The following is a 9880-nucleotide window of genomic DNA, read 5'->3' as shown; positions in this document are numbered from 1 at the left end:
CAGAGCCGCCGTTACAAGGAGCGTAAACAAACAACATCGCTGAGCTTGGCTGCAGTAGAGCGGTTAGCGAAAGCGAAGGAGATGAGTGTATGCCTCAGATCATTAACACGAACATCGCCTCCATGAACGCTCAGAGGAATCTGAACAGTTCTCAGGATGCCAACAGCACCGCTCTGCAGCGCCTGTCTTCCGGTCTTCGGATTAACAGTGCAAAAGACGATGCCGCCGGCCTGGCGATCTCTACCGGCTTCGAATCTCAAACCAAAGGTTTGGGCGTAGCCATCCGTAACGCTGGTGACGGTATCTCTCTGGCTCAGACCGCTGAAGGTGCTCTGGGTGCGATGACCGAAAACCTGCAGCGTATTCGTGAGCTGGCGGTTCAGGCCTCCAACGAAACGAACTCTGAAGACAACCGTGTGCAGTTGCAGCAAGAAGTGGATCAGCTGATCGAGGAAATCACTCGTACCGCTGAGGAAACCAACTTCAACGGCCGTAACCTGCTGGACGGTTCTTTCGAAGGTACCTTCCAGATCGGCGCGAACGCTGGTGATGTGGTTAACATCTCCATCTCTGAGCTGACTGCTGGCAAGCTGGGTGCTTCTGACACCGTTGGTGTGAGCGCCGTTGGCAGTGACCAGGCTCTGAGCAATGGTGACTTGAACATCAATGGTGTGCCGATTCCTCCGTCCAAAGCGGAAGACGATCCGAGCTCCTTTGCTGAAGCTGATACCAGTGCGATCGCGAAAGCAGCGGCCATTAACTCCGTTGCTGATCAGACTGGTGTTAAAGCCTATGTCACCGAAAACGTCGTCGGTGGTGAGGAAATGCAGGATCTGCCATCTAACAATGGCACCATCAAAATTAACGGTGTTGAAATTGACATCCAGACCACGTCCAGCGCGGACACCACTCGCGCCTCTGTAACTGAAGCGATCAATGCTTATTCCAAGCAGACCGGTGTTCAGGCCATCAACTCTGGTACCTCTGCGAACGGCGTAACTCTGGTTGCTGAAGACGGCCGTAACATCACCGTTGACCTGGGTGCTTTGAGCTCAGCTGAAACGGGTCTGGCTGCTAACGATACCTATCAGGGTGGTTACACTCTGGTTGCCAACGGTGACGTCGATGAGATCGTCATCAGCGGTGGTGACGGTACCGGCGGCGGTAACATTGCTAACTCTGGTTTGACCGCTGGTACTTACGAGCGCGGTGCGGCCCAGTTGGCGTCTACCTCTACTTCGTCCCTGGCGGGCGTTGGTCTGCAAGCCAACACCACGATGGACGACCTGGGTTCTAAAGGCTTCTTCGGCCTGTCTGGTGGTGCCTTCACCACTGACTTGGCGGCTGGCATGAGCGGCAGTAGTGGTCTGGCTGCTTTCGGTACTACGGCGGAAGTCATCAACGTCACCATGAACGGTGTGACTTACACCATGACCAGCGATTCTACAGACATGGGTGCTGACACCCTGGCTGCAGCGATCAAAGGCGCTGGTGGTGATGACATTGATGTGGCTGCCGAAACTCGTGTTCGTCTGACCATCGCAGGCGGTAACGCCACGACTGGTTTTGCTACCACGGGCAGCATCCGTATCTTCGATACCAACACCACAGGTACTCAGCTGGGCACCATCAGCTTCGGTAGTGGTCAGACTGTTGAACAGTTGGCCGGTGCGATCAACGCAACCTTCACCTCCATGGTTGCGACGTTCAACACCACCGACGGTTCCATCATGCTGACCGACGTGGCGGGTAACACTCTGGCGTTCAGCGCCACTGCGGCCCTGACAGCCGGTACTATCAACGCTGCGACAGTTGCTGCAACCGGCACCATCGGTGCGGACGTGGCGGTAGCGGATGACACCAACACGCGTTACTCCTTCGGTTACATCAAGGACGTCGACGTTAAGAACGGTGACATCACTGAGTTCCAGATCAGCTCTAACCGTATGGCTGATACGTCAACCACTAACCTGTCGTCCTTCCTGACTCGCGGTACTGCCGCTGCCGGTCTGGCGGACCCGGTTAACTCTCTGGTTAACACAGTGAGCTCCAGCACCTACGGTCTGGAAAACGGTGACATCTCGATCAACGGCGTTTCCATTGACGCAGCTGATCCGCTGACTGACACCGCTTCTGCGACTAAGGGCAGTGACGGTTCTGACATCCAGTCCGCCGATAAGACTAAGAGTGGTATTGCCATCGCAGCAGCCATCAACAAGGTCTCTGAGGAAACCGGTGTGACGGCGTCTGTTAACGCAACACGCGTTGTCGGCTCTGACGACACTCTGGATGCCAACGTAACGGCGGCTCAAGCGCTCTACGAAGCAGGTGACTCCGGTAAGTTGTACATCAACGGTGTTGACCTGGGCGTTGTGTCTCTGGTTGACGACGGTACGGGTGCCATCGATCTGGAACGTAGCCGTCAGTCGGCGATCGATATCATCAACAACAAGTCTGGTTTGACCGGTGTTACCGCTGAAGACAACGGTGAATCCATCACCCTGACTGCTGCTGATGGCCGTAACATCTCTGTGGCAATCGACAACGATAACCACAACAACGGCTTGTCGGACCCGTCTGACACTGGCTTCGGTGCACTGATCGGTCTGGATTCGTCCATCGACGGCATCGGTGAAGCCGATATCGGTACAGCCACTACGTCCAACGTGATCGGTGAGCGTGGTAACACCACTGAAGGTGTTGCTTACGAAACCACTTACGCCACTGTGACTCTGGAATCGGCCAAGGGCATCGAGCTCGGCGCTGGTACCGGTGGTAAGGATGAGCTGGAAGATCTGGGCTTTGTTGTCGGTACCTTCGGCGGCGGCACAGACGGCGCCTTCTTGAAAGACCTCGACATCACCACCTTCGAGGGTGCTCAGGAAGCCATCAACGCCATCGATAACGCTCTGGAAACCATCTCCAGTCAGCGTGCGGCACTGGGTGCGATCCAGAACCGCTTCGAGTCTACCGTCAGCAACCTGCAGATCACTGCAGAGAACCTGACAGCGGCGAACTCACGGATTCGGGATGCGGACTTCGCAGCCGAAACTGCTGAACTGTCGCGGTCTCAGGTGCTGCAGCAGGCGGGTATCTCCATCCTGGCGCAGGCCAACCAGCGGCCGCAACAGGTGCTGTCACTGCTGGGTTAATAGCGTGACGGGGTCGGGTCCAGGAGGACCTGACCCCATTCGCCAGGCTCTTGCAGCCTGAACCAACGTGACAGGAGGTGAGTTATGAGTGAATTGAACGGTACAACGAATTCATCACTGAATGCTCGACCTTCCGCACCGCTGAACCCGGCGGCAGAAAAGACCCCTCAAAGCGGTCAATTCTTGCCGACCAAGACAGTGGAAAAGGCCGGCTCAGCCATCGCGCTGCCGTCGGCCAGCTCCGACACCAAAGCCGAGGAAGAAAAGGTCGACCTAACGGAGGCCAAGGCTTCAACCGCCGAGGAATTGGAACTGGCCGTTGCCAAGTTGAACGATTACGTTCAGCAAACGGAACGGAAGCTGAACTTCCAGGTCGATGAGGAATCGGGTTTGACCATCATCCGGGTGTTTGAAAAGCAGTCGGAAGAATTGATCCGCCAGATTCCAAGCGAGGAAGTGGTGTCATTGGCCCAGAAATTGAATCAGGAAGAGCCATTGATGTTGTTTTCTGCTCAAGTTTAGGAAAGTAAATATCGTCATAAATTTGACGCAGCAACAACAGTTCGTAACCGAAGGGGTATCAAGGGTAAGCGGTTTAGGCCGATACACTTGATATCCTTTTCCTGTTTCAGGGACATCTGCTCAGGAAGAGGTCCCATCAATCAGTAGGGTGTTGTTGCTATGGCCAGTGTTTCTTCTTTGGGCGTCGGTTCCGGTCTGCTGACCACCGAACTGCTCACCGATATCATCGCTGCCGAACGAGAAGCGACCGATCTGCGTCTGGATACCAAGCAGGCAACGATTGAAACCAAGATCACCGCCTACGGTGAATTGCGCAGCGCGTTGGATAAATTGCATTCCGCCGCGGCGGGGCTGTCCAATGCCAACACCATCAAAGGCACAACGGCCGTTAGCAGCAACGAAAGCGCATTAACGGCAACCACCAATTCTACCGCCGAGCCGGGCAACTACCAGATCGCCATCGATCAGGTGGCCAGTGCCCATACGCTGGCATCCAAATCCTATTCATCGGTGAACGACACCATCGGCACCGGGTCCCTGACGTTTAGCTTCGGTACGACCAGCTACGACGGCAGCGGCGATTATGATGGCTTCGAGCAAAACAGCGACATCACCTCCACGACGTTGACCATCACCTCGGAGAACAACACCTTATCCGGTATCCGTGATGCCATTAACAAAGACGTCGATGGCGTCAGTGCCAGCCTGGTATTTGATGGCGCGGGTTACCGGTTGCTGTTAACCAGCGAACAGACCGGTGAAGCCACCAGCATGGAAATTACCGCCACCGGTGACGCGGGTCTCCAGGCGCTGGCCTATAACGGCAGCCAGAATGATCCGGCCAATAACATGACCGAAACCCAGCAAGGCCAGGATGCGGTGATGCGCATTAATGGTCTGCAGGTCTCGTCCGCTTCGAATTCACTCGACAAGGTGATTCAAGGTGTCACCTTAAACCTCAACGAGGTGACGACCGGCAATATCAGTCTGAATGTAAACCGCAATACCGCTGAAATTGCGGATCAGATGGAGTCGTACGTCGAAGCCTATAACGAACTCAAGCTGATCTACGATGAAGTCACCAAGTACGACCCGGAAACTCAGGAAGCCGGTTTGTTGATGGGCGACTCCGTGGTTCGAAATCTCTACACCGATATCCGACGCAGCATGTCGAGCATGGTCGAAGGCTTGGTGGGTGCGACATACAACAGCTTGTCGCAAATTGGTTTGGGAACGGATAAAAACAACAGTTATCAACTGATGTTTAACCGCAGCGATTTCATCAAAGCGCTGGACGAGGACGCCAATGGTATTGCTGGGTTATTGGCGACTCAGCAAACCGTTACCGACAGTCAAATTCGCTACGTCACCCAGTCCAGTAAAACCCAGCCGGGTGAGTACGACATTTTTGTGGAGCGGGCAGCGACCCAGGCTCAATGGACCGGTCAGTCGACCGACGCGCTCGCCTTCGGTACCGACCTGGTGATTGGGGGCAGCAACGACAGCTTTACCATCGAACTGAATGGTTCGACTCGCCAGATTACCCTTGAGCAGGGCAGCTACAGCAGTGGCGATGACCTGGCGCTGATGATTCAGGATTCCATCAACTCGGCGTTTGGTGGCACTCAAACCGCCACGGTTGAGTTTGATGCGGCCAATCAAAGTTTGAACATTACCTCCTCCAAGTTTGGCAGTGAGTCGACCATCAACATTACCGGGGCCGATGCCACGGTGGCGGGCACGTTGGGTATCGCTGAAGCCGGGCAGGGTGGGGTTGAAGGTCAGTTCTTCAAAGCTCTGGGTGAGACCGGCTTTGCCGCTACCAGCTTGTCCGGTACCCAGACGGTGGCCGAAGATCAGGGCATCGATTTCAGTAACAACACCGTCAGTTTCGACTTGACGGTGACCGGCACGGGCACCGGCCTGGATGGCGTGCCTCAGACCATTACCCTGGATGAAGACTGGAGCGACATTCTCGATAACGACGGTGAAGTAACCACCGACCGTGACCGCGAGGATGTTTTAACCTACGTCCAGTCCGAACTGAATAATGCCGGTTTCAATGGCGTCGTGACCGCCGAGTTTGACAGCTCAGGGCGGCTTTTCTTCCGCACCGATCCTCAGGCCGGCTCACAGACCATCGACATTGCCAATGTCAGTACAAGCGGCGCTGATTTCCTGGGTTTGCAAGAAGGCACCTCATCCAGCGGTGTGAGCATCAGTGCGGGCGCGGACATTCAGATCAAGCTCGACAACCGCCAGGTCGCTGTGACCTCCGGCATTATCACCGTTCCGCCGGGCAGTTATGAAACGGCGGCAGAATTGGCCACGGCCATCGAAACCGCCATTAATGCGGACGCAACGATTCAAGCCGGTGCCTCAGGTGCGCAGACCACCAGTGGTGGTCGGAATATTTCCAACAATATCGACTTCGCCAGTGATCCGGCGCAGTTCCAGTTCAATTTGAACGGCACCGATTACACCATTGATGTCGACGCCAATGGCGCGGATAACCTCGACAGCATTCAGCAAGCGATTGATGCCGAATTGGGGGCCGGCGTGGTGACGGCCTATATGGTGGGCAACGGTCTGGTTCTGCAAACCGATGCCACAGGCTCGGGTGAAGTGTTGGAAGTGACCAAAGACGGCAGTGGTGCTTCGACGTCGGCGGGCTCTGTCGATCTCTCAACGGGCATTGATTTCAGTGCCAGTCCGGCCAACTTTACGCTGGAAGTCGATGGCATTGATATCGACGTAACGGTTGATGGTGATGGTACCGCGGGCAGCAACGATGCCGAATCGAATCTGGCGGCCATTCAGGAAGCGCTGGATACGGCCTTGTCGCAAGCCAACAGTGGCGGCGAATTCCAGGCGGGCGATGTGGTGGCCCGACTGGATGCCAGCAATCAACTGTACTTTGAAACCGTCTCTAAAAACGGTCAGAGAACCGAAGCCACCTTTGGCGCGGATGCCACGATTGAATTGAAGAATGCCGATGCCAATGCGCAATCGGTGTTGGGCCTGGCCGATGAAGGCCCGCTGATTAACGGTGCTGATGCCTTCGGCATGGATCTGGGCGAGTATAACGGCTTTGATTCCCAGGCATCGGTCACTTATGAAACCAATGCCAGTGGTCACGGTCGCTTTAACATCAGCTTTGGCAACGACACCTCTGTTGAGTTCTCAGCAGTCAGTGGGGTTGCTGCGGTTCAGTTGGGCTTTTACCTGCCGTCAGGCGATGAATCCGAACCGGTTCGAGGTCTCGATGTAAAAGGCACCATTAATGGTGTTGAGGCTACGGGCAGTGGCCAGTATTTGACGGCACAAGCCGGCAATGAATCGGCCACCAATGGTTATGTGTTGGGCGGTGTCGGCGCCGACTTCAGCAGCTCCGTCATCATTGATGCCAGCAACGATAACTTCACCTTTGAAATTGATGGCATTGAATCGGGCACAATTACGCTGCCACACGGTGCCTACAACACCGGTGAAGCATTGGCATCGGCCTTGAAAGCTCAGATCAACAACGACTCCACCTTGGCAGCGCAAGGTAAGTCGGTGGATGTTCAGTTTGATCCGGACACGAATATCTTTGGTATTTTCTCCACCAGCACCGGTCCTGAATCGACGGTACGAATTAAAGAAATTGATGCCGGCGCCATTGATGTCTTTGGTATGACAACATCGACACCACCGGTGGATGGTAAACAGTCCGTCGGTGATCCCGATCCGTCTCAGGGTTTGATGATTCGGGTGACGGGTTCGCAAACCGGTGACCGAGGCAGCATTACACTGGTGCAAGGTATTTTCTTCGAGATGGATAAAGCGCTCGACGACGCCATGAGCGGTGACGGTTTATTGTCCAATCGTGAAGGCGCCCTTGAGGATGATCTGGCGGCCGTTGAAGAAGAACGCAGCGATTTGGATCGCCGCATGGCGGCTTACGAAGCACGCTTGCAAAGCAAGTTTATTTTTAACGACCAAATCATCAGCCAGTTGCAGACCACCGAGAGTTTCCTGGAGCAGCAATTTAAGGCGATGAGTGGTGGCGGTGAATAAACCCCTTGCGTCGATGACGTCAGTCAATTGAATAAAAAAAGCCCGCGGTGTGCGGGCTTTTTTATGTGACTGCGAACGCTAGTGCCGTTGTACAAAAAACTGATACATACCGGCAAAGGTATCGCGATGTTGTTGCTCGAACTGATCCCAGGCGGATAAGTCCGTTAGTTTGCCAAGGTTGGCCTCGGTATAGGCGCGGCGAACATCCGTGGGCAGTGCAAAGCCGAGAAAATCCAATTGATGGGTTTGCAACATTTGCGACAACTGATTGGGTGTAAAGCGATGCTCCTGTACGTGGAACAGCAAATCACGACAGCCACTGGTTGAATAGAAATCCGGGCTTTCCAGTAAGCCGTCAACCTGACTGCCTAACCGGCCGGCCATCAGGTTGGCCCGGAAATGACGAATGTCGGCGCGGGAGGTGCCATAGCCGCATTCTTCGATCCATTGCCGGGCGGCCACCACCCGGTGTCGCGCCGCTTCGCTGTAGAGACCGATCTTCATGACGCCCTTGTCTTCAAGTTTGGGCAGTAACTGGGTCAGACCGGCCTCTGGCTCGTCCATGTGGTGTAGCACACCCGAGCACTCAATGACGTGGAAGCGTTCTTGCAGATGATCAAGCTCAAGAATATCGCCTTGGAGGAAGCGCAGATTGCGCAGGTGGTGACGCTGCGCCATGCGCTTAGCGTACGCCAGGCTGCGGGCACTTAAATCCAGGGCGGTCACCTCAACGTTGCGGAAATATTTGGCGATGCGTAAGGCGTGGCGTCCGGTGCCTGCCCCGGCAACCAACACTTTGATGGTGCCCATATTGAAAAACTGAGGAGCGCGATAGCCCTCCAGCTCAGCTTCCAGGGCGCGACCATAGTTGGTCGGGGTGTTGTAGCCCAGGTGCAGCCAGCGCGGATAGGGCGACTCTTCATACTGGGCCTGCACTTTGAGCGAGACCTCATCCTGAATGGGCGTCAGTCGTTCGATGCGCGCCGCTTCGCGCAGTTCGGCGTGCGGGCCGGCCAGGCAATGGGTGATGACCGGCCGGGCATACGATGGCCAACGGTTGGTGGCGATCTCGAGCAGGCGTTCACTGGCGGGTAACTCCGCCATGGGTTCATACATGCCGTACATCAGTAAGGCGCTGAGTAAATCGGCAGGTTGAGGCTGGGGTCTGGACTGTAACGTGCTGTGCAGCAAGTCGCGCAGCGCGATCACCAGGGATTGTTCGTCTTCGTCGATGGCGTACACGTATTCGTTATGCGCCGCTTGCATGCAAAACGCCGCGGCCAGACGCAGTAAAGCAGTATCGCTGAATTGACCCGCCAGGCTGTGTAACAGCAATTGCTTGCGCACCATGACCAGAAAGGATTCCAGCTCGGCGTTGGTAAAATACAACCGGCTGAGCGCCAGTTGCAGCAATTCATCGCGCACCAGATCTTGCAGGTCGATAACAGCGTCCGGGTCGTCCAGGTGGTATTTGTGTTTCAGTAAGCTGGCGGCCAGGCGAGCCAGTCCATCGTGGTCAACGTCGTCGAGTTTTAACCAGCCAACAACATCGGCTTCCAGTTCAGGTTGATAGGTGTCCGCCTGAATGTGACGGGCCACGTCGAATAATTGAGAACGGATGTGGGGGTCGTCTGGGTGAACCCTGAAAAGCTTGCGGTAGCCACTGAACGCCTGGGTCATTTTGCCCTGGCGGGCAAAGGTATACACCAGTGAGCTGGCGGCCCGGGTTTCGCCGGGCGCCAGTTCCAAGGCTCGGGTAAACAGCCGAATGGCGGCGTCGTAATCCCGCAAGGCCAGTTTGACGTGGCCCAGTGAAAAACAACACCCGGCATCGCGACCGTTGTGTGCCAGCGCCTGTTCCAACAGCGTTTCTGCCGAATCATAAAAACCCTCATCCAGGGCGATTCGGCCGAGCAGGTTGAGCGCAGCAGCGTGGTCTGGAGCCAACTCCAGCATACGCAGGGCCAGGTCACGCGCCTGACCGCGGTACTGGACCGTGTGTTCGTTACTGACGCGGCTGCTCAGACTTTGGTCATAGCAGTGTCGTGCCTGTCGTTCCAGATCTGACAGCGAAGGGCTGTCGCCGGTGTCGAGAGGATCCAGTCGCGTTAGGGCTTGGGACGCATGTCTCATAGGCTACCCATCCG

Annotated in this window: 4 protein-coding genes; 3 read left to right on the top strand and 1 reads right to left on the bottom strand. The window is 55.6% G+C overall.

From position 1 onward, the window contains the following. Positions 1–89 precede the first annotated feature (89 nt). The 3 genes from BGP77_RS18330 (at position 90) to fliD (ending at position 7733) form a co-directional block, all read left to right on the top strand. A complete protein-coding gene (locus BGP77_RS18330) occupies positions 90–3152 on the top strand; it encodes a flagellin (RefSeq protein WP_108165447.1) in 3063 nt (1020 codons plus the stop codon). A gap of 84 nt (positions 3153–3236) precedes the next feature. After that, complete coding sequence (locus tag BGP77_RS14630) at positions 3237–3674, top strand: flagellar protein FlaG (RefSeq protein ID WP_108165446.1); 438 nt, start codon at positions 3237–3239, stop codon at positions 3672–3674. A 159-nt stretch (positions 3675–3833) separates the two neighbouring features. Further along, positions 3834–7733: a flagellar filament capping protein FliD gene (fliD, locus tag BGP77_RS14625; protein WP_108165445.1), complete on the top strand. Its 3900-nt coding sequence runs from the start codon at positions 3834–3836 to the stop codon at positions 7731–7733. 78 nt (positions 7734–7811) lie between these two features. Here fliD and BGP77_RS14620 read toward each other — a convergent pair whose 3' ends face one another. Next, positions 7812–9866: a class I SAM-dependent methyltransferase gene (locus BGP77_RS14620; protein WP_108165444.1), complete on the bottom strand. Its 2055-nt coding sequence runs from the start codon at positions 9864–9866 to the stop codon at positions 7812–7814. Between the last annotated feature and the right edge of the window lie 14 nt (positions 9867–9880).

It is taken from the genome of Saccharospirillum sp. MSK14-1 (assembly GCF_003054965.1).
GTDB lineage: Bacteria > Pseudomonadota > Gammaproteobacteria > Pseudomonadales > Natronospirillaceae > Saccharospirillum.
The sequence above is the reverse complement of the archived record's forward strand: the minus strand, read 5'-3'. Positions and strand labels throughout refer to the sequence as shown.